Raw genomic sequence first — 21,293 nt, forward strand, 5'->3', positions numbered from 1 at the left:
ACTGAAAGTTGGGTGCATATATGGGCATAAACGAAAAAATCACAATCTCTTCGAGCGTGAAAAGATTGTGATTCGTTGATTTGTGAGGTACCTGGCAGAGTCGAACTGCCCTACACGGTTTTGCAGACCGTTACCTAACCGATCGGCCAAGGTACCCTGATTGATTTTTGCGAGTGCAAAGATAAGGTAAATAATTTGTTCTTCCAAACATTTGTCTCACTTTTTCTCATAACACGCGGGCTTTCGATGGGCTGACGCTTGTTTTTTCAGTATTTGGTCATGCAATGCACATCCTTTGCATCCGTAGCATTTGTCGTTGCTGTGTCGCCATGTCAGGTATATTCTTCGTCCTGCATAAGCTACAGCCGCGATGAGGATGACAATGAGAATAGTGTATTGAACAACGTGTGTCATATTGAGTTTTTATGGTTTTATTGATGAACCAGCTATCAACATTCTATGCTGATTGGATGAGCAAGATACTGAATCAACCCGAACCCTTTCCATGCTTCGGAAGCTTTCTTCTTTCAGACATGGAAAGGATTCGGTGGCTGTTAATAGCCTAGTGACGCCTCTTAATAAGCAAAGAGGGGATAGTTCTTCATCGTTTCGTTGACTTTCTGTCTCACGTTTGCTATGACCTTTTCATCATCAGGTGCGTTCAATACCTCTTCGATGAGTCCGGCAACGAGAAGCATGATGTCTTCTTTCGCACCTCGTGTCGTCATAGCTGCGGTGCCAAGACGGATGCCACTGGTTTGGAATGCCGAACGTGTGTCGTAGGGTACCATGTTCTTGTTGACGGTGATGTCGGCAGCAACGAGTGCGTTTTCGGCCACTTTACCCGTCAGTTCGGGATATTTTGAGCGAAGGTCAACTAACATCGAGTGGTTGTCTGTTCCGCCACTTACGATGCTGAAACCACGTTGTGTGAGTGCGTCGGCCAATACAGCCGCATTCTTTTTAACCTGCAGTGCATACTCTTTCCATGACGGTTTCAGGTTTTCGCCGAAGCCAACAGCCTTGGCTGCAATGACATGTTCAAGAGGACCGCCCTGCGTTCCAGGGAATACAGCACTGTTGAGCAGCTGCGACATCATCTTGACATCACCTTTCTTAGTGGTCAGACCCCATGGGTTTTCAAAGTCTTTACCCATCAAAATGATGCCACCGCGTGGACCACGGAGCGTTTTGTGCGTGGTGCTGGTGACGATGTGTGCATATTTGACGGGATTGTTCAGCAATCCGGCGGCAATCAATCCTGCTGGGTGAGCCATATCAACCATGAGTAAAGCTCCTACTTCGTCAGCAATCTTGCGCATACGCTGATAGTCCCACTCGCGGCTGTAAGCTGAGCCACCTCCAATAATCAGTTTCGGATGGTGTTGGTGAGCCAGCTGTTCCATCTCATCATAGTCTATGCGGCCCGTTTCCTTATTCAGGTTATAGCCAATGGGATGATAGAGGATGCCGGATGTGTTAACACTGCTTCCGTGTGACAAATGGCCGCCATGATCGAGGTTAAGTCCCATGAATGTATCGCCAGGCTTCAATACGGCCAGCAAAACTGCGGCATTTGCTTGTGCGCCGGAGTGTGGTTGTACGTTAGCAAACTCGGCTCCGAAGAGTTTTTTGACACGTGCCATCGCCAGATTCTCTACCTGGTCAACGATTTGGCAACCGCCATAATAACGCTTTCCGGGAAGGCCTTCGGCGTATTTGTTTGTTAGATACGATCCCATGGCCTGCATCACTTCGTCGCTGACAAAGTTCTCTGAGGCGATAAGTTCCATTCCTTTGAGCTGGCGTTGATGCTCTTGCTCAATGAGATTAAAAAGTTCTTGATCTTTTTCCATGATTTTTTAATTTGGTTTAAGTAAAGATGTTTCATTTAGAATAATCTGCAATTCACAGCATTCTGTTTGTTTTTTTTGGTCTATTATTGATTGTTTTAGTGAGTTTGACAGGACAGGATTCAGCAGAGTTCTACTTTATTAATGTCTTGTTCTTTATCACAATAGTGACATTTCAGTAGACCATGTGTCTTGTCTACCACATGGAATACGGTTTGCATGGGCTCGTTGTTGGTGATGCACATGGGGTTGTTGCATTTCACGATACCGCGCAATTCGTTCGGTGTCTCAACGGTTTTCTTCTCCACTACTTCGTAATCTTTGATGATGTTGAGAACTATTTTCGGGGCTACCACGGAGAGTCGGCTGATCTCTTCGTCAGAGAAGAACTTGTCGGAGACCTTGATGATTCCTTTCTTTCCAATCTTTTTGGAGACAAAATTGTTGCCAATGGTAACTGGTGTGCCTAATGATTGGAGTTTCAGCAGATTGACAACTTGGTATGTTTTGCCCGCAGGAATATGATCAATAACGGTACCATTCTCTATTGCTGCAACTAAACGCTCTTTCTTATTCATAATCAGAATATTATTGTTGTATTACAACTTATTTGATAATTGTTTTATCTTGCTTGATGTCTTCAAGTGTGATGCCTAAACAATGACTGAAAATGGCTTGTCTGGCATAGAGTCCGTTCTGTGCTTGTTGAATGTAATAGGCATGCGGATTGTCATCCACGTCGTAAGCAATTTCGTTGACACGTGGTAGTGGATGAAGTATCTTGAGGTTGTCCTTAACGTTTTTGAGCATGTCGTTGCGCAGGATGTACACGTTTTTCACATGTTCGTATTCCATCAAGTCAGAGAAACGTTCTTTCTGTACACGTGTCATATATAGTATGTCGGCGTCTGCCAGCACCCTGTTGTTAAAGGCGGTGTGCTCTTGATACTTGATGCCGTTCTCTTGACAATAGAGTTTGTACTCCATAGGCATGGACAGTTCGTTAGGAGCAATGAAATGGAAGGTGGGGTTGAAGTGTCGCATCGCCATGATGAGTGAATGCACCGTGCGGCCATACTTCAGATCACCCACCAGATATATGTTCAAGTTCTCGAGCGTCCCTTGTGTCTTGTAGATGGAGTAGAGATCCAACAAACACTGTGAAGGGTGCATGTGAGCGCCGTCACCGGCATTGATGATAGGAACGGGAGCCACTTCACTGGCATATTGAGCAGCACCTTCGATGTAATGGCGCATCACGATGAGGTCGGCATAGTTGGAAACCATGAGTATGGTGTCCTTGAGAGTTTCGCCTTTGGATACACTGGAAGCCTTTGCGTCTGAAAAGCCTATGACACGTGCTCCAAGTCTGTTGGCAGCCGTTTCAAAGCTAAGGCGGGTCCTGGTTGATGGTTCATAGAAAAGTGTGGCTACGACCTTACCTTTTAATAGTTCGCGGTTGGGATGCATTTCAAATTGCTCGGCCATGGCTAACAGATACATCAGCTCATCTTTAGTGAGGTCGGCAATGGTGATAAAATGACGTTTTTCCATTTTGTATACTTGATATGTTTTGGAATTGACGGCTAAGTTAGCTATTAATTTTTATTTACGAGAGATAATTAAAAGAAAAGTTGTATTTTTGCATCAATAATATATATATGTATTGCGGAGAATGAGAAAGGCATTTGTTCATTTCCTTTGGAAAACTTTGATCGCAGTATTTTGCGTCATTCTGATTGCGTTTATCGCGATATGGAATGGGTGGATAGGCTATATGCCTGAAGTAGAAGACCTTCAAAACCCTATCAGTCGTTTTGCAACCCAGGTTTATTCGGCAGATGGCAAAGTGCTGGGTACCTGGAACTTTAACAAGGAAAACCGCATAGTCATACCTTATTCTAAGATTTCTCCACATCTGGTTCATGCCTTGGTTGCAACAGAGGATGAGCGATTCTATGAACATTCGGGAATTGACTTTTTTGCATTGGGGCGCGCTATCATCAAACGTGGGATATTAGGACAAGAGAATGCTGGAGGCGGCTCAACTATAACCCAACAATTGGCTAAACAGCTATATTCGGAAACGGCACGAAGTACATTGGAACGAATGTTGCAAAAGCCCATTGAATGGGTCATCGCGGTGAAGTTGGAGCGAAATTACACCAAGGAAGAAATCATCACTTTATACCTTAATTATTTTGATTTTCTTCACAATGCAGTAGGAATTAAAACTGCTGCAAATACATATTTCAACAAAGAACCCAAGGACTTGACAGTCACAGAGTCGGCCATGCTCATCGGCCTTTGTAAGAATCCGTCTCTTTATAATCCCGTTCGTTATCCTGAACGTTGTACCGAACGTCGTAATGTCGTGCTCGGGCAAATGCAGAAGGCCGGCTATCTTTCGAAAGCAGAATATCACCAGTACGCAGATGAAAAGTTGAAGCTGAACTTTCACCGTACAGATCACAAGAATGGATTGGCTACCTACTTCCGTGAATTCCTGCGCCAATATATGATGGCCTCGCGTCCAGATCGTTCTGATTATCCATCCTGGAACCAGAATCAATTTGTCTTCGATTCCATCGCATGGGATACAGATCCCCTTTATGGATGGTGCAATAAGAATTTTAAGAGAAACGGCAAACCTTATAATGTCTACACGGATGGTCTGAAAGTGTTTACCACCATAGATTCACGTATGCAGCTATATGCTGAACAGGCTGTTTATAACCATGTGGCTAAGTTCTTGCAACCAGCTTTTAACAAAGAAAAAGCCAAACGCCCCAACGCACCTTTTACCAAAGCACTGACACCGAAAGAAATCAGATCTATCTTGAATAGGTCTATGATGGGAAGTGAACGCTATAGGGTGTTGAAAGCCTCGGGAGCCTCTGACGAAGAAATCAAGAAGTCATTCAACACACCTGTCGACATGGCGGTGTTTACCTATCATGGCGATGTGGATACGACAATGACGCCAATGGATTCTATCCGTTATTACAAGTCTTTCCTGCGGGCGGGCTTCATGAGCATGGATCCGCAAACGGGTCATGTGAAGGCATACGTGGGTGGACTTGACTACAATCACTTCATGTATGACATGGTGATGAACGGACGCCGGCAAGTAGGGTCAACCATCAAGCCTTTTCTGTATTCCTTGGCCATGGAAAACGGTTTTTCTCCTTGCGACCAAGCCCCTAACGTGCAGAGAACCTACATGGTGGCGGGCAAGCCTTGGACACCAAGAAACACCAGCAGGAGGCGATATGGCTCGATGGTGACGTTGAAATGGGGCCTGGCCAACTCAAACAACTGGATATCGGCATACTTAATGAGCCGTTTGAACCCACAGCTGTTTGTGAGTATGCTCCACGACTTTGGCATTCAAAATCCAGACATTCATCCCTCCATGGCACTTTGTTTAGGATCTTGTGAAGTTTCTGTTGGAGAAATGGTCAGCGCATACACCACATTTGCCAACCACGGCATCCGTACTGCTCCGATGTTTGTTTCTAAAATAGAAGACAATGAAGGGAATGTGCTGGCTACTTTTCAGCCTCGTATGAGCGAAGTAATCAGTGCGGAGAGTGCCAACAAAATGTTGGTTCTTCTGCAAGAAGTTGTCGACAGAGGAACAGCAGGTCGATTGCGTTTCAAGTACAACATCGATGGAGAGATAGGAGCGAAAACGGGTACTACAAACCGTAATTCTGATGCCTGGTTCATGGGCTTCACGCCACAATTAGTGAGTGGATGTTGGGTAGGCGGTGAAGACCGCGACATTCATTTTGACTCAATGAGGATGGGGCAGGGGGCAACCATGGCTTTGCCAATATGGGCTAACTTCATGAAAAGAGTTTATAAAGATGCTTCGTTAGGATATAAACCAGATGCTTCATTTGGGCTTCCTGAAGGCTATAATCCGTGCGCCAGAGATGATAAGGACGTAGATGAGTTTGGTATTGACGAGGTTTACGAATAATAGATGAGTTGAAGTCATAGATGTTGCCGTAAACATACTATCGATTCTCAAATTCAACAACGCGCGAATAAAGTTGCAAAATTACGATAATCTAGTAAAGATAATAATCTTTTGGCTCAGTAGAAATTTACAGGGGATAGGAGAGGGTGCATTATATAAACGATTAAGATGCAACCTCCTGTTTTTTTCATAGTCAAACGAAGTTTTAGCAGACAGCAATGGAAAACATGTTAAGGCGCTGTTATTATCTCTTTGCGCACTGTTCCATCATCCATCACGATGATGTTGATGCCCAGCTGCGGCCTGCTGATTCTGGTTCCGTCTAGTCGGTAGCGTGCCTTCTCCTTAGGCGTGCGGCTGTCTGCGAGGTGTTTGTCCACTGCGTTGGACACCTTCCGTGGCTTGATATTGAATGTCATCGACTGGTTCTGATAGGATATCTTTTTGAGATTCACAAATCCATCTCCGTCTCCCAGTCCGTATACCACATGGAAATTGCCCTTTTCGTCGTAGCCGTCGATGACGAAGCAATGTTGCGCGTAAGGCGAACTTCCTCCGTAGATGACCGGCATGCCGTCTGAAAGTTGCTGGTACAGCGTGGTGTACCATGTGCTGTCATTTACTTCGTTGAGGAATGTTGACAGGTAGGTCACAGCTTCGTCGTAAGCAAAATGCACTTTCAGGGCCTGTGCCACATCCATGTCATAAGCGCCGCTGTAGTCTTGTCCATAATCCATTTTCACGGCAGCACCACAGTCGGCCATGAGTTTTGCCACTGCTTGTTTCTCCTCTTCCGAGCTGTTGTCACCGTATGTGTAAGCATCTTTCATCTTCTCCCAGTCGTAGGTGCTTTTACTGAAGTCGGTTTCAACGATATGTGTCAGTCCGTCGCCACCCTTGTATGCGTAGCTCACATTGCCTTGTCCGCGCGCTGGATAGCCGTAATATTTCATAACCTGTGCCATGGCAGTAGCCACGCAGCCCGTCTTGCAGTGTACGTTCTTGCCAGGAGCCAGCGGACATTGTAGATTATAGGGTGCATTCTGTCCCCAGGTTGTCTTGAGCATGGGCGCCACCGATGGCTTTATTTTGCCCTTCATGAGGCTGAAGCATTCATATTGCGACATTTCTTTCGCATGGATGCCCATGAGCAGGCAACATGAAATCAATGTGAGTAGGGATTTCTTTTTCATCATGTACAGTGTATTTTTGTAGAATATGCTGTATGGTAAATAATAAAAAAACAGGGATGGACACGCTTGTGGCATGCTCATCCCCGTTGTATCAGAAAGTTTACTTTGTTTCTATCTCTTCCTTCATATCAATAAACTGCTTTTTTGAATTGTAGAATTCATATTGCAAGAAAGCTAATTTTTGTGAAGGGATGACGTTAACTCCAAGTCCATACTTCATCTGCCACTTACGTTTCAGGGAGAACACTCCTTGATTGATATATGCGGCTACATACGGATGAACGTGGAGAGTGAACCGTTTAATTCCTATTTTGTTGACTAGTTTGTCAATTTTTCTTTCAAGTTGATCGGTAAATAAAATACTAGACTTAATTTTACCTGTGCCATTACACGTGGGGCATGTTTCGTCAACATTGACATCCATCACAGGTCTTACACGCTGTCTAGTGATTTGCATCAATCCAAACTTGCTCAGTGGGAGAATGTTGTGACGTGCACGATCACTTTGCATGTTCTTACACATGCGCTCGTAGAGCATCTGTCGGTCTTCAGCAAGATGCATGTCGATAAAATCAACAACGATAATGCCTCCCATGTCACGCAGCCTGAGCTGCCGTGCCAATTCGTCTGCTGCCCCAAGGTTTACTTCAAGCGCATTTGCTTCTTGGTCATTTTCTTTTCGTGTTCGGTTCCCACTATTTACATCCACAACATGAAGGGCCTCGGTATGCTCAATGATAAGATAGGCACCATGCTTGTAGTTGATGGTCTTACCGAAGCTAGACTTAATTTGTTTTGTGATGTTGAAATTATCAAAGATAGGCACTTTGCCCGTGTACCGCTTCACAATGCCCGACTTGCTCGGGGCAATTAACGTGACATAGTCTTTAACCTGCCTAAATGCTTCTTCATCATTAATATAAATATTCTCGAAGCTTGGGTTAAATATATCTCTTAATAAAGCGATTGCTCGTACCGCTTCTTCATATACTAGTTGAGGTCGTTTTTGGGTTTTCTGTACTTTGACAATCGCATCTTGCCAACGCTTTGTCAACACTTTCATTTCGCCATCCAACTCAGCAACTCTTTTTCCTTCTGCCACCGTGCGTACGATGACGCCGCAGTTTTTAGGCTTAATGCTGCGGACGAGTTGTTTCAACCTGGCGCGTTCCTCACCGTTTTTGATTTTTGAAGAAACGGAAACTTTGTCACCAAAGGGGATCAAAACTAAAAAGCGACCTGCAAAAGATAACTCAGCAGTTAGTCGTGGACCTTTGGTTGAAATAGGTTCTTTAACAATTTGCACCAATATTTCTTGCCCTAAGGTCAGTGTCGACTGAACGCTACCGTCTTTTTGGAGGTCTGGCAGATGTGAAGCTTTGGCAAATGGATAAAGTTTTTTTCTGTCACTTTGTACTTGTTTTAAGTACTTCGCATACGAATTAAATTGGCTCCCTAAGTCAAGATAGTGAAGAAAAGCGTCTCTTTCATATCCTACATCCACAAAACAGGCATTCAAACCTGGCATAAGTTTTTTAACCTTTGCAATGTAGACATTTCCAACAGAGAAAGTTGCAGAGCGCGGTTCGTTCTGGTATTCAACCAGACGCTTATCCTCTAACAGTGCCGTGGCAATGTCTTTCTCCTGGACGTCAATAACAACTTCGCTGGTCATTTCTCTTCTTACTTTGCTTAGTTACATCAAAAAAGGGCGTGCCAAATATCCTTCATAGGACTTTTTGACGCGCCCCACTGTCTATATAGACTATCAAGCAATGTTATTTGCTCTTATGTCTATTCTTTCTTAATCTTTTTTTACGCTTGTGCGTAGCCATCTTGTGGCCCTTCTTTTTCTTACCGTTTGGCATAATTTTAAATGTTTAAAAATAATATGTTTTGTACTAAATTATCTATATTAATAGATGTAGAATACCAATTGGATAATTCTCAACTTAAAAGTTGCCTTACGCTTTCATCGCATTGATGAAGCTCTTTGATGGTTTAAAGCTGGGCAAATCGTGTGCATCAATTGTAATTGTGGTATTCTTTTGAATGTTTCTGGCAGTCTTTGCCGCTCTGTGCTTGATAATAAAGCTACCAAAACCTCTCAAATAAACATTTTCTCTTTTCTCGAGAAGGCTATCCTTTACAGTACTCATGAAGCATTCTACCACAGCTGCTACTTCTTTTTTCTGCAAGCCGGTAGACATTGAAATTTCGTTGATGATATCTGCTTTCGTCATTGTATTTATTGTTATTTGTTGTTATTTTTTATCTTGTACCTCGATTTTGATTTGCAAATATAGTTGTTTTTTGCGTGATAGAGAAATATATTTAGTTATTTTTGCCAAAATACTTCATAAAAATAGTTCAGAAGTAGTTCTTATCCAAGAACTTATATATCTACATTAAGAAAATATGCCCATTTCACCTTTGTGAATCTACCTTTGTGCTATGGAAAATGGGCTACTGTTTTTCCCCGTTTTATGTCACAAGCTTTATCATCATATCCATGTTCTCTGTTCATTGCATTATCCTAAGATTGTGGAGATGTGAGAATAACTTGTAATTCGAAACATGTTTTTCAAGGATATTAAATGCGATTTTGAAATCTTTTTGGTGGCTGACCTTCACCTGATGACAATAGACCACATAGGGCAGAAAAAGCACTCATGCTGTAGATGAACAGCATGAAATGCAGTGCCATGTTGAAGATATTCTGCCGAATAGGCGGAATTAGTATTCCATGATTGCTGGTAATTCTTTGGCCTGATCAATCATTTTCTGAACTTCTGAAACTGAGGGTACGTGGTTTACCAAGTTTCTCTTATTATTAATTTCTTCAAGTTTTTGCTGTAAATTCTCTGCTACCCGGTGTTTCAGTTCCTTCACCGTGTCAACACCAGCGGCTTCCAAAAGTTCAGAGAACTGTGGACCTACACCGTTAATGCGCATCAAGTCAGCATGGTTTGTCCACTTCAGAATACTTTTACCACTTATCCCTGTAGTTTCTTCTAGGGTTTTACGGCCGGCAGGATTTTTTGCCTTTTGCAGTAAATCATCCACTGTATTGATACCTGCTTCAACAAGTTTTTTTGCATTTACGTTGCCGATTCCCTCGATGTCAATAATCTTGTAAGTCATCTTTGTTTAAAATTAGTTTATGAAAGGTTTCTTTTCGTATCGCCAAAGTTAACGATAAATACCTAGATATCAAAATATTTCCAGCTGTATTTTGTTAGAATTTACGAGTCATTATTGTGAGCTTTCATGCGTTGTTCTTGTGCAATATATAATAAATGTGTAGATTTGCATGATGAGAAAAATAATCCATATTGATATGGATGCTTTCTACGCTTCGGTAGAACAGCGTGACCATCCCGAATTAAGAGGCAAACCGGTCGCGGTAGGTCACGACGGACCGCGTGGGGTAGTGAGCACGGCAAGTTACGAGGCGCGCAAGTTTGGCGTGCACTCGGCCATGGCCATGTGCAAAGCCAAGCGTCTGTGTCCGCAATTGATCATTGTGCCACACAGAGGAGAGGTGTACCACGAGGTTTCCATACAGGTTCGTGAAATCTTTCGTGAGTACACAGACATCATCGAACCCATATCTTTAGATGAGGCATTTTTGGACGTAACAGATAATAAAAAGGATATTGTTGATTCGCGGACCATCGCCCTTGAAATAAAAAAGAAGATACGAGAAACCACTCATTTGACTGCTTCTGCCGGCGTGTCCTTCAATAAATTTCTGGCCAAGATAGCTTCTGATTATCGAAAACCTGATGGATTGTTTGAGATTAGTCATGAAGAAGCGTACGATTTTATTGGTCAATTGAAGATAGAGAAGTTTTGGGGCATCGGACCTAAAACAGCTCAACTAATGCATAAAATGGGAGTTTTTACGGGCGAACAATTGCGCCATGTTTCTGAACAACATTTGATTGACGTGTTTGGTAAGATGGGCAGTGTCTACTATCATGATGCCAGAGGCGATGATGAACGGCCCGTCATCAGCCATTGGATTCGCAAATCCGTTGGCTGCGAACGTACATTTCAGGAAGATCTCACCCTGCGCTCGGCTGTCTTGATTGAACTTTACCACACGGTGTTGGAACTGATTGAACGAATCAAAGAGGCGGATTTTGAAGGCAAGACACTGACCTTGAAAATCAAGTTTGATGATTTTACGCAAATAACCAGAAGCGCAACGGTAGAACATTGTTTGCAGACCAAAGACCAAATACTGCCTCTGGCAAAGAGTTTGTTGCGTGAAGTGGATTACTCCCATCGAGCTATCAGGCTGATGGGACTGTCTGTCAACAACCCTCATGCGGACGATAAGGGTGAAAAGGAAATACTATGGGAAGAAGGATGGATAGATGGCTTTCAAGATGCCTAATAAAGAATCTTTCTCATAACTATGAACACCATCTCGTGTTAAATTTTATATTGTGTGCTAAACCCGCAAGAATGGGGCTTTGAAAAACTTGAAATCATTTGGATGTATCAGATATCTTTCGTAATTTTGCATAGAATAAAAAAGCAATATTTGCATTGATGATTTGGCCTGAACCTTCTTTTTTGTGCAGGTCATACATCAAATGAATCATCATCATCATGAAACAAACAAAGATAGTATGTTCGATCAGTGATCGAAATTGCAGTGAGGAGTTTTTGCGAAAATTGTTTTTCGCAGGTATGAATGTCGTGCGTATGAATACTGCTCACGCCACTATTGAGGGGATGAAAGGAGTCATCAAAAATGCTCGTGCAGTTTCTTCAAACCTGGCATTGTTGATTGATACCAAGGGACCGGAAGTGAGAACCACGAACGTAGCTGAACCCCTGCTGTACAAAACAGGTGAGGTTGTAAAGATTTTCGGTAGGCCGGACGTAGATAGCACACACGACATCATTAACGTTTCGTATGCTGATATTGCAAAAGATTTGAAAGTTGGCAACGATATCTTAATCGATGATGGAGCGCTGGACATGAGAGTGATCGACATTATCGGGCCGATGGTGGTGGCACAAGTGATGAACGACGGCGTACTCGGGGCTCATAAAAGTGTGAATATACCAGGCAGACACATCGACTTACCTGCACTTACCGAGAAAGACAAACACAACATTCTCTTTGCCATCGAGCAGGATATTGACTTCATTGCGCATTCTTTTGTTCGTAATGCGCAGGATGTAAAAGCCGTGCAAGACATCCTTGACGAACATCACAGCGACATCAAAATCATTTCAAAGATAGAAAATCAAGAAGGAGTTGATAACATCGATGAGATTATCGATGCCTCTTATGGCATCATGATTGCCCGCGGTGACCTGGGTATCGAGGTTCCCATCGAGGAAATACCTGGCATTCAGCGCCAAATCATTCGCAAATGCGTCATGAAGAAAAAGCCAGTCATCGTGGCCACGCAGATGCTTCACACCATGATTAACAATCCGCGACCAACGAGAGCCGAAGTAACCGATATTGCCAACGCCATCTATTCTCGGACAGATGCATTGATGCTCAGTGGCGAAACGGCATCTGGGCGATATCCTGTAGAGGCTGTTCAGACTATGGCACGCATAGCTGAGCAGGCCGAAGCCGACAGAACATGGGAAACAACCATCGATCCCATGGCTCATGATTATGAAACCCAACGGGAATTCTTGGCACATTCAGCCATTGAATCTACCCGTCGACTGGGCGTGAAGGGCATCATCACGGCCAGCGAGACGGGGCAAACGGCTCGCACGTTGTCGTCTTTCCGTGGTGCCACACCTATCTTAGCCATCTGTTATAGAGAGAAAACGCAACGATTGTTGAATTTGAGTTATGGAATTATCCCTATTTACCAAAAAGAACATACCAGTTCTGAATACCTCTTTACGGCAGCCCTTAGGATGCTTCGTCAAAAGGGATATATCAAACCAGAGGATAAAATTGCCTACCTCAGCGGCAGCTTCGGGAAGAACGGTGGTACCACTTTGCTAGAAATCAATAAAGTAGGGCAGGTATTTGATAACTCCTACGAGTTCCATCTTCCACACTATGTGAAGGACGAAACAGAAGCGAAGCGATAAGCAACCGTGGCAAACTTTGAACAAAAATGAAATGAACATCGGAATTATTGGAACGGGTAAAATCGTCAACGAAATGATTCCCGTTGTCCAAGAAATCAGTGGTATCACGATTCAGGCCATTTGCAGCCGACCGCAAAGTCTTTCAAAGGCAGAGCGGTTGGCTGCTTTGTTTCATATTAAAGAGGTCTACAACGATTATGATGCCATGCTCCGCAACAGTGACATCGATTTCGTTTACGTGGCCGTAGCCAACCATGCACACGCAGACTATGCGCGACGTGCGTTGCTGGCCAAGAAAAATGTCATCATCGAAAAACCCAGCTGTTCGTCTGTTGCTGAATTAGAAGAGTTGATGCAGTTGGCATCAGCTGACAATTTGTATATATTCGAAGCCGTTACCCTGTTGCACATGCCCCATTATCGATTGATAAAAGACGAGTTACTGGCGCAACTGGGACGTATCAAATTGATAACGTGCAATTACAGTCAGCGCTCCAGCAGGTACGATTTGTATTTAAATCACCAGCTAACGCCTGCATTTGATACGGCATGCCATGGTGGGGCTTTGATGGACATCAACGTCTACAACATCAATTTTGTAGTGTCATTGTTTGGCGAACCCACGGGTGTGGAATATCATCCCAATGTGGGACATAACAAGATTGACACCTCTGGAGTAGCCATTTTGGCCTATCCTGATTTCGTGGCCACCTGTATTGGTGCTAAAGATTGTGACGGATATTCGTTTGGAGCTATACAGGGTGACGAGGGTCGCATAGTCGTCACAGGCCCCGTCAGTACGCTGTCTGAATTGGAACTGTGCAAGGACGGTAAATCGCAAACCATCAACATTCAGCCAAAAAAGCATCGGTTGGCTTTTGAATTCGAGCATTTTCGTGATATTTATCACGCCCATCAGGTTGATGAAATGAAGCATTACTTGCAAATTTCTCACCAAGTGATGAAAGTAATCGATCAATTGCGAGACTATACCTTATTTAATAAATAGATTCTATGGGCCGTCCCAGAAGAATATCTACAAATCATGAAACAGAAAAATTTGACAGAGAGCGAATATCGCCAACGCATCAAGGAATTGGAAGAAGCACTTGAATATGAGCGACTTCGCAATTACGCTTACGAGAAACTCATCAAGATTACTGAAAAAGAAGAGGGTATCACGATTTTGAAAAAAGGCGATAAGCCGAACACGAAATAGCATTAACTATATTAATCTTTTGCCCCTTGTGTCCAAACTCATTGAGTTTGGACACCAATCTCAATGGGTTTGCCCTTCAATCTCAATGGGTTAGGGGGATAAAGTCATAGAGATTGATTTTCAAACTTAAATCTCTACCATCACTCTATATTTTTACATGCTGGGTAGACCATATTTTATCGGAAATAAGTTAACTTTTCTGATTGAAATGACGGCTTTTTTAGACGCAAATCATACCCACTCATCTAAACCGTTATACAATGTCATGAATGCTGACAATCCATTCGTCAAAAACACGGCAGTTTTGTTCATTTCTGCTAAACAGCATTTTCTTCACACAAAATATAAGTACTTAGGTATCTTCTTTATGCGTCATTATTAATCATTTACACGCGCACCCGATGGTGAATGTCGGAAAAAACTTTTTTTATCGTAAAATCTTATCAAATTTTTATTGAAAAACTTGATGAAATGAAAAAATATGCATATATTTGCAAAACAAAGAACAGTTTCGGATTTTTTTAATTTGGGTGATATGGCAAAATACAACATTGTTAAGAAAAAGGATAAGGATGCTGCCTACCGTTCTCTAGTCAGCCCTGAATTGATGGACGAGCTGCAGGAAAAAATTTTGGATGTTATTCTCATCCAAAAGAAATACAAAGACAAGAATTATTCGGCAAAGAAACTGGCAGAGGACTTGGGTACTAACACGCGGTACATTTCGGCTGTCGTCAATGTGCGTTTTCACATGAACTACACATCATTTGTCAACAAGTATCGTATTGAAGAGGCTATGGCAGTGCTGACGGATAAACGGTATCACGATTTGAATATGGAAGAGATATCAGATATGGTAGGCTTTTCAAATCGACAATCCTTCTATGCGTCTTTTTATAAATTGAATGGCTGTACACCTCGCGACTACAAGATGCAGCACCTGGCCATGCTTCCACCAGATGCATCGGCTCCGAAGAAGGGAAAAAAGAAATCTGGTTCGAAGAAGAAAAAGAAGTAACAATCCTATTGTCGCTGAATGACACATGAATTTAAATATTCAGACGAACGATTTGCAGATTTGCAAATGCTAAGGTATCGTCTGAAAGGGTTTGAGAACTTGACGCTCAAACAAAAGATTTATATCTATTTTTTAGCAAAAGCCACATTGGCAGGAAGAGATATCACGACCGACCAGTTTGGCAAGTACAACTTGAAGATAAGAAAGGTGCTTGAGGCAGTGTATGAAGAATATTCTGGCTCGAGAGATAGTGATGACTTCAAGAATCTGGAAATCTATCTGAAGAGGATTTGGTTCTCAAACGGCATCTATCATCACTACGGCAGTGAAAAGATGATTCCAGAATTTTCAGAAGGCTTTTTTAGAAAAGTAGTGTCCGGGATAGATGCCTCATGCCTACCATTGTCATCCCGTCAAACGGTGCAAGAGCTGCTTGATGAACTTGTTCCGGTGATGTTTAATCCCGACATCTTGCCCAAGCGTGTCAACAAGACAGATGGAGAAGATTTGGTGTTGACATCGGCTTGCAATTATTATGATGGCGTTAGTCAAGAGGAAGTTGAGCAATTTTACGCTGCCCAAAAACAGCCTTCGGATGATGAGCCTGTTTCTTATGGACTGAATACCAAGTTGGTGAAAGAGGATGGTGTCATCAAAGAGATACCATACACGACCAACTGCCTGTACCAAAAGGAGTTGAAACGAATAGTTTACTGGTTGGGCAAGGCACGAGAATTTGCCGAAAACGAACAGCAAAAGATGATAATCTCGCTGTTGATACGATATTATGAAACGGGTGACTTGAAGTTGTTCGACGAATACTCCATAGAGTGGTTGAAGGAACAAGATGGACAAGTAGACTTCATCAATGGTTTTATAGAGGTATATGGCGATCCGTTGGGATTGAAAGGTTCCTGGGAAGGGCTTGTAGAATACAAGGATTTAGAGGCTACCAAGCGCACCCAACTCATCAGTAAAAATGCACAATGGTTTGAAGACCACTCACCGGTAGAAAAGCGTTTCAAGAAAGAAAAGGTGAAAGGTGTGACCGCTCATGTCATTTGCGCAGCCATGTTGGGTGGCGATGAATATCCATCGTCGGCCATAGGAATCAATCTGCCGAACGCAGAATGGATTCGAGCCAGGTATGGTTCCAAGAGCGTTACAATCGGAAATCTCACGGAAGCTTACAATCATGTGGCCCGAGGAAATGGTCTGCATGAGGAGTTTGTGATCGATGACGAAACGCTGGGGTTGATTAACCGTTATGGAGATCTTTGTGATGATTTGCATACTGATCTGCATGAATGCTTAGGACATGGCAGTGGACGGTTGTTGCCGGTTGTTGCCGGTGATGCTTTGGGTGCTTATGGTGACACCATTGAGGAAGCCAGGGCCGACTTGTTTGGACTTTATTACATCGCAGACGAGAAGCTCATTGAGTTGGGATTGATGCCAAATGCAGATGCCTACAAATCTCAATACTATACCTACATGATGAATGGCTTGTTGACACAGATGGTCAGAATCAAGGAAGGGCATCAAATAGAGGAAGCTCACATGCGTAATCGCGCCCTCATTGCGCGATGGGTGTTGGCGCACGCCGACGGTGAGGTTGCGATAATAGAAAAGCAGGGCGTTGCTGAAGATGGCGCTGTTCGTCATTTCGTTCAAATCAATGATTATCAGAAACTGAGACAGCTGTTTGCCAAGCTGTTGGCTGAGATTCAGCGAATCAAGAGTGAAGGTGACTTTGAAGCCGCGAGGGCAATCGTTGAGAGATACGCCATTGACATAGACGCAGATTTGCACAGAGAGGTGTTAAGTCGTTATCAAAAACTAGACATTGCTCCCTACAAAGGATTTATCAATCCCTGGATGAAGCCTCAGTATGATGATCAGGGGAACATCGTTGACATACAACTTGATTATACGGAATCGTATGCTCATCAAATGATGAGGTATTCTAAAACATCAGAATCGGATGAATGAAGATATTAACGAAACAGTAAGGGAAATCAAACGTTCATTCAGACTCTTGATGAACGGCGTTGCATCACAGTCCATGCGTCAGAAAGGGGTGGACTATAAGATAAACTGGGGGGTGTCGCTGCCTGACTTGCAAAAAATGGCTCAACAGTATGGTAAGAATCACGATCTTGCTGTTGTATTATGGCAAGAGAATATCCGTGAATGCAAGATTCTGGCGACTCTCATCATGCCGCCCGAAGAAATGGATGAGACACTCGCAAAGCAATGGGTAGGGGATATCAATTCGCAAGACTTGGCTGAAATCGCATGTTTTAATTTGTTCCAACACCTGCACCATGCGGCTGATTTGTCTTTCGAATGGATGAAATCCAACGGAGAAATTGTGCGGATGTGTGGCTATCTTATTCTCTCAAGACTCTTTATGAAGGGAGAAAATCCCCACGGAAATAGGATTAACGAATTCATGGATGAAGTGGCCCTTGCGCTCAATAGTGACAACTTGGGCGTTCGACATGCCGCGTTGAATTGTGTGAATAAATTCGCAGAGCTTGGTGAAGATTTTCGTAACATGGCCGAAGAGAGGTTGAATTTACAATTGTGAAGATTTATATAGTCATACATTACCTATATTTCAAGGAAATATTGTAACTTTGTAGAGTTATAATGTTCGGGAAATGAAAAAAGATATCAGAAATGCTGTTAAACAGCTTCTAGATGATTATCTTGTAACAAACAACCTTCGAAGAACGCCAGAGAGGTATGCTATCCTTGATGCTGTTTATAGCATCAGGGGACATTTCTCTTTGGAGGAGTTGGATGAATATCTCATCGAGCATAACTTTAGAGTTAGTAGGGCTACCCTCTATAACAATTTAAGATTGTTTAGAAAACTGCGATTTGTGATTTGTCATCGCCTGCAAGGTGGCACGGTGTATGAGTCGTGCTATGACAATAAGGATCATTGCCATCAGATTTGCACGGTTTGTGGCAAAGTCTCGGAGGTTAACTCCCCGGCAATTGTCGAGGCTGTGAATGAAACCAAACTGAGAAGATTCAAGAAAGATGGATTCACACTGTATATCTATGGGGTTTGTAGTACCTGTCAAGCGCTGATAACACGTAAGAAAATGAATAAAGAAAAAACTAAAAACATAAGATAAAATGAATAAAGGTAAAGTTGATGTCCTGCTTGGTTTGCAGTGGGGTGACGAAGGAAAAGGCAAAGTAGTCGACGTGCTTACACCAAAATATGATGTAGTTGCCAGGTTCCAAGGAGGCCCAAATGCAGGCCATACATTGGAGTTCGAGGGCCAAAAATATGTTCTTCGTAGCATTCCTTCTGGAATCTTTCAAGGGGGAAAGATCAATATCATCGGTAATGGGGTAGTGCTCGCACCTGATCTATTCATGGACGAAGCTAAAGAACTGGAGAAGAGTGGCCACGAATTGAAAAGCCGTATTCATATCTCCAAGAAGGCTCATCTCATCATGCCTACGCATAGAGTGCTGGATAGGGCATACGAAGCCGCACGAGGAAAGGGCAAGGTTGGAACAACAGGTAAAGGCATTGGTCCGACATACACTGACAAAACGTCGAGAAATGGTTTGCGGGTAGGAGACATCCTTGACAACTTTCAGGAAAAATATGAGGCTCATAAGGCGCGTCATTTGGACATGTTGAAGGCTCTTCACTTTACAGATTTCGATTTGGAAGAAACGGAAAAGCATTGGATGGAAGGTATAGAGTACCTCAAACAATTTAAAATTGTTGACAGCGAACATGAGATCAATCATCTTCTTCGTGAGCAGAAAAGCATCTTGTGCGAAGGGGCGCAGGGTACCATGCTGGATATTGATTTTGGCAGTTATCCGTTTGTAACGTCTTCCAATACCATTTGTGCCGGGGCATGTATCGGTCTTGGCTTAGGTCCCAACAAGATTGGAAACGTCTATGGCATCATGAAGGCTTATTGTACACGTGTAGGATCAGGCCCCTTTCCAACCGAATTGTTCGACGAGGATGGCAAGAAACTTCGTGACATCGGCCATGAATATGGCGCTGTAACAGGAAGAGAGCGTCGTTGTGGATGGGTAGATTTGGTTCAATTACGTTATTCAATCATGGTCAACGGTGTGACTCACCTTATTTTAATGAAGAGTGATGTGCTGGATCAATTCAAGGTGATTAAAGCATGCGTTGGTTATGAACTGAAGGATGGCACACAGACGAAGGAACTTCCTTATGACCTTGAAGGAGTGAAGCCAATTTACCAAGAGCTACAAGGCTGGCACACTGACTTAACAAAAATGACCAATGAGGAAGAATTTCCACAGCAATTCAAAGATTATATCAAGTTCTTGGAAGAGTTTTTGGAAACACCAATCAAGATTGTTTCAATCGGACCTGATCGTAATCAAACGATTGTAAGAAACTAATGACAAAAGAGAAATTAAATGACTAACAAACCAACTATCGTCAAAGGGACTAGAGACTTCTCGCCTATGGAGATGTCTAAGCGCAATTACATATTCAAGACTATTGAAGACGTTTATTCGCTTTATGGTTATCAACAAATAGAAACCCCAGCTATAGAAACTCTTCAAACCCTGATGGGCAAGTACGGTGAGGAAGGAGACAAGCTGCTTTTTAAGGTTCTTAATTCGGGTGACTTCCTGCGTAAGGTTGACGACAAAGAACTTGTGGAAAGAAATACGTTGAAACTTGCATCGCAACTTTGTGAGAAAGGACTACGGTACGACTTGACTGTACCATTCGCTCGCTATGTTGTCATGCATCATGATGAACTTCAATTCCCTTTTAAGCGTTACCAAATTCAACCTGTTTGGCGTGCCGATCGACCTCAAAAGGGCCGATATCGAGAGTTTTATCAGTGCGATGCCGACGTGGTGGGATCAGATTCCTTGCTCAATGAGGTTGAATTGATGCAAATTGTTGATGAGGTGTTCCAAAGGTTTGGCGTGCGGGTAATCATCAAAATCAATAACAGAAAGATACTTTCGGGTATTGCTGAGATGATAGGTGCTGCGGATAAAATAGTAGACATCACAGTTGCCATCGACAAATTGGACAAGATAGGTCTTGAAAATGTCAACCAAGAGTTGGCAAACGCCGGTATCTCTCCAGACGCCATCGAGAAGTTGCAACCCATCATATCCCTTCAAGGAACAAATGATGAAAAGCTCAACGTCATCAAAAACGTGCTGAAAGACAGCCAGGTAGGACTGAAGGGTGTGGAAGAAGTTGCCTATATCTTAGATGTGTTGAAACCAATGCAGCTTAATAACGAGATAGAACTTGATTTGACTTTGGCGCGAGGCCTTAATTATTACACTGGTGCCATTTTTGAAGTAAAGGCTAAGGATGTTTCTATTGGCAGCATTACAGGTGGTGGTCGTTACGATAACTTGACGGGTATTTTTGGCAAGCCAGGATTGAGTGGAGTAGGAATCTCGTTTGGTGCCGATCGTATCTATGATGTATTAAATGCTTTAGACTTGTATCCAAAAGAAACAACCAATTCTACTCAAATTCTTTTCATCAATTTTGGCGAAAAAGAGACGGCCTATTGTTTGCCTTTGGTCAATGAGGCTCGCAGTCATGGAGTCAGCGCAGAGATGTACCCAGATGCGGTTAAAATGAAGAAGCAGATGAGTTATGCTAATGCAAAGCAAATCGCATTCGTGGCCATGGCTGGTGAAAACGAGATGCAGGAAAATAAGATAACGATCAAAAACATGGAAACAGGAGAACAAATATTAGTTCCTATTTCTGACTTTATGGATGTCTTTTCTGAACAAAGAAAGTAAGATTTATAACAGAAGAATGGTGAAGTCCGCAAGATTTCACCATTCTTTTTTGTTCTTATGCTTGTAATTGTATTGATTTTTGTATCTTTGCACTTTCAAAAAATGTACGAAT

Annotated in this window: 19 protein-coding genes and 1 tRNA gene; 11 read left to right on the forward strand and 9 right to left on the reverse strand. The window is 42.9% G+C overall.

The genetic code is table 11. The features are described 5' to 3' along the window. Positions 1-85: 85 nt before the first annotated feature. From HMPREF0650_RS12960 to pyrB, 5 genes are all read right to left on the reverse strand, one after another. A tRNA-Cys gene (locus tag HMPREF0650_RS12960) sits at positions 86-156 on the reverse strand. Between the two features lie 60 nt (positions 157-216). Then, entirely contained in the window at positions 217-414 is a 198-nt protein-coding gene (locus HMPREF0650_RS13215; protein WP_081454830.1) for a FeoB-associated Cys-rich membrane protein, read from the reverse strand. A gap of 161 nt (positions 415-575) precedes the next feature. Next, complete coding sequence (gene glyA, locus HMPREF0650_RS01265; RefSeq protein WP_004347676.1) at positions 576-1,856, reverse strand: serine hydroxymethyltransferase; 1,281 nt, start codon at positions 1,854-1,856, stop codon at positions 576-578. A 119-nt stretch (positions 1,857-1,975) separates the two neighbouring features. Further along, a complete protein-coding gene (pyrI, locus tag HMPREF0650_RS01270) occupies positions 1,976-2,431 on the reverse strand; it encodes an aspartate carbamoyltransferase regulatory subunit (protein ID WP_004347677.1) in 456 nt (151 codons plus the stop codon). A 28-nt stretch (positions 2,432-2,459) separates the two neighbouring features. Next, entirely contained in the window at positions 2,460-3,407 is a 948-nt protein-coding gene (gene pyrB / locus HMPREF0650_RS01275; RefSeq protein WP_004347679.1) for an aspartate carbamoyltransferase, read from the reverse strand. Between the two features lie 121 nt (positions 3,408-3,528). On the opposite strand from pyrB, the gene HMPREF0650_RS01280 reads away from it, so the two are divergent. Beyond that, positions 3,529-5,841: a penicillin-binding protein 1A gene (locus HMPREF0650_RS01280; RefSeq protein ID WP_040562030.1), complete on the forward strand. Its 2,313-nt coding sequence runs from the start codon at positions 3,529-3,531 to the stop codon at positions 5,839-5,841. 230 nt (positions 5,842-6,071) lie between these two features. Here HMPREF0650_RS01280 and HMPREF0650_RS01285 read toward each other — a convergent pair whose 3' ends face one another. The 4 genes from HMPREF0650_RS01285 to HMPREF0650_RS01300 form a co-directional block, all read right to left on the reverse strand. After that, entirely contained in the window at positions 6,072-7,037 is a 966-nt protein-coding gene (locus tag HMPREF0650_RS01285) for a C10 family peptidase (protein ID WP_040562032.1), read from the reverse strand. 97 nt (positions 7,038-7,134) lie between these two features. Next, positions 7,135-8,709: an Rne/Rng family ribonuclease gene (locus tag HMPREF0650_RS01290; RefSeq protein WP_004347683.1), complete on the reverse strand. Its 1,575-nt coding sequence runs from the start codon at positions 8,707-8,709 to the stop codon at positions 7,135-7,137. 289 nt (positions 8,710-8,998) lie between these two features. Continuing rightward, entirely contained in the window at positions 8,999-9,277 is a 279-nt protein-coding gene (locus HMPREF0650_RS01295) for an HU family DNA-binding protein (protein WP_004347684.1), read from the reverse strand. Positions 9,278-9,770: 493 nt separating this feature from the next. Continuing rightward, positions 9,771-10,178 (reverse strand): DUF4332 domain-containing protein, encoded by a 408-nt coding sequence (locus HMPREF0650_RS01300; protein ID WP_004347685.1) that lies wholly within the window; start codon positions 10,176-10,178, stop codon positions 9,771-9,773. 172 nt (positions 10,179-10,350) lie between these two features. Here HMPREF0650_RS01300 and dinB point away from each other — a divergent pair, with 172 nt between their 5' ends. The 10 genes from dinB (at position 10,351) to hisS (ending at position 21,181) form a co-directional block, all read left to right on the forward strand. Next, on the forward strand, positions 10,351-11,439 hold the full coding sequence (gene dinB / locus HMPREF0650_RS01305; RefSeq protein WP_040562059.1) for a DNA polymerase IV: 1,089 nt from the start codon (positions 10,351-10,353) through the stop codon (positions 11,437-11,439). A gap of 218 nt (positions 11,440-11,657) precedes the next feature. Further along, the gene (gene pyk, locus HMPREF0650_RS01310) at positions 11,658-13,124 is read left to right on the forward strand and encodes a pyruvate kinase (RefSeq protein WP_004347687.1); all 1,467 of its coding nucleotides are present in this window, start codon (positions 11,658-11,660) and stop codon (positions 13,122-13,124) included. Between the two features lie 31 nt (positions 13,125-13,155). After that, positions 13,156-14,133: a Gfo/Idh/MocA family protein gene (locus tag HMPREF0650_RS01315; protein ID WP_004347689.1), complete on the forward strand. Its 978-nt coding sequence runs from the start codon at positions 13,156-13,158 to the stop codon at positions 14,131-14,133. Positions 14,134-14,169: 36 nt separating this feature from the next. Then, positions 14,170-14,343: a hypothetical protein gene (locus tag HMPREF0650_RS13305; protein ID WP_004347690.1), complete on the forward strand. Its 174-nt coding sequence runs from the start codon at positions 14,170-14,172 to the stop codon at positions 14,341-14,343. A gap of 535 nt (positions 14,344-14,878) precedes the next feature. Next, positions 14,879-15,361: a helix-turn-helix domain-containing protein gene (locus HMPREF0650_RS01325; protein ID WP_040562060.1), complete on the forward strand. Its 483-nt coding sequence runs from the start codon at positions 14,879-14,881 to the stop codon at positions 15,359-15,361. A gap of 18 nt (positions 15,362-15,379) precedes the next feature. Next, positions 15,380-17,353, forward strand: a complete 1,974-nt coding sequence (locus tag HMPREF0650_RS01330) for a dipeptidyl-peptidase 3 family protein (RefSeq protein WP_004347693.1) — start codon at positions 15,380-15,382, stop codon at positions 17,351-17,353. Continuing rightward, positions 17,346-17,954, forward strand: a complete 609-nt coding sequence (locus tag HMPREF0650_RS01335; RefSeq protein ID WP_004347695.1) for a DNA alkylation repair protein — start codon at positions 17,346-17,348, stop codon at positions 17,952-17,954. The genes HMPREF0650_RS01330 and HMPREF0650_RS01335 overlap by 8 nt, the downstream gene beginning before the upstream one ends. Positions 17,955-18,027: 73 nt before the next feature. Beyond that, the gene (locus tag HMPREF0650_RS01340) at positions 18,028-18,513 is read left to right on the forward strand and encodes a Fur family transcriptional regulator (RefSeq protein ID WP_004347697.1); all 486 of its coding nucleotides are present in this window, start codon (positions 18,028-18,030) and stop codon (positions 18,511-18,513) included. Position 18,514: 1 nt separating this feature from the next. After that, the gene (locus HMPREF0650_RS01345) at positions 18,515-19,789 is read left to right on the forward strand and encodes an adenylosuccinate synthase (RefSeq protein WP_004347698.1); all 1,275 of its coding nucleotides are present in this window, start codon (positions 18,515-18,517) and stop codon (positions 19,787-19,789) included. Between the two features lie 18 nt (positions 19,790-19,807). Then, positions 19,808-21,181, forward strand: a complete 1,374-nt coding sequence (gene hisS / locus HMPREF0650_RS01350; RefSeq protein ID WP_004347699.1) for a histidine--tRNA ligase — start codon at positions 19,808-19,810, stop codon at positions 21,179-21,181. The last annotated feature ends 112 nt before the right edge of the window (positions 21,182-21,293 follow it).

Source organism: Hoylesella buccalis ATCC 35310, assembly GCF_000177075.1.
GTDB lineage: Bacteria > Bacteroidota > Bacteroidia > Bacteroidales > Bacteroidaceae > Prevotella > Prevotella buccalis.